General features: G+C 56.4%; 1 protein-coding gene. It reads left to right on the top strand.

The window, feature by feature from the left end; translation table 11 throughout:
- Positions 1 to 439: phage tail fiber protein (locus tag E4680_RS13975; protein ID WP_205688961.1), on the top strand; the 439-nt coding region annotated here is incomplete at its 5' end.
- Positions 440 to 511 lie beyond the last annotated feature (72 nt).

Genomic DNA, 511 nt, shown 5'->3' with positions numbered 1-511 from the left:
ACCGGTTCGCTGGGACAGTATCGATTCGAGAGGCCGAGACGAATTATTCGATTGTGACCGCACAATTTCACAGGATGATCAGCTGATGGCCGGACCGACTACCACCGTTAAAAACGCAATGCTCGACAACGCATTCCCATCAGGCAGCGCAAGCCTGTCACTGCACAGCGGTGACCCTGGAGAAACAGGGCTCAACGAGCTGTCTGGCGGGTCGCCAGCCTATGCGCGCAAAAGCGTGACGCTGACCGCCGCGTCTGCAGGGACAAAAACGTACAGCACAGGCGTCGTGACTTTTGATGTGGCTGCTGGCGGCACTGCTGCCTATGTCGGTGTGTGGATCTCCGGCACGTTCAAGGGCGGGTTCAAGTTGCCAACGTCTTCGTTCTATCCAACGCAGGGCACCTATCAGCTTCAGCCAATCACGATCAGGATTCCGTGATGCCGACATTCGATGTTCAAGTCACCGCTGACGCATACGGGGAACAGCAATTCCCCTATGTTGTCGAGGTTG

The organism is Candidatus Macondimonas diazotrophica, assembly GCF_004684205.1.
In the GTDB taxonomy this organism is placed as follows: Bacteria; Pseudomonadota; Gammaproteobacteria; order UBA5335; family UBA5335; genus Macondimonas; species Macondimonas diazotrophica.
Note: the sequence above shows the minus strand (reverse complement) of the source record. Positions and strands in the feature narration are given on the sequence as shown.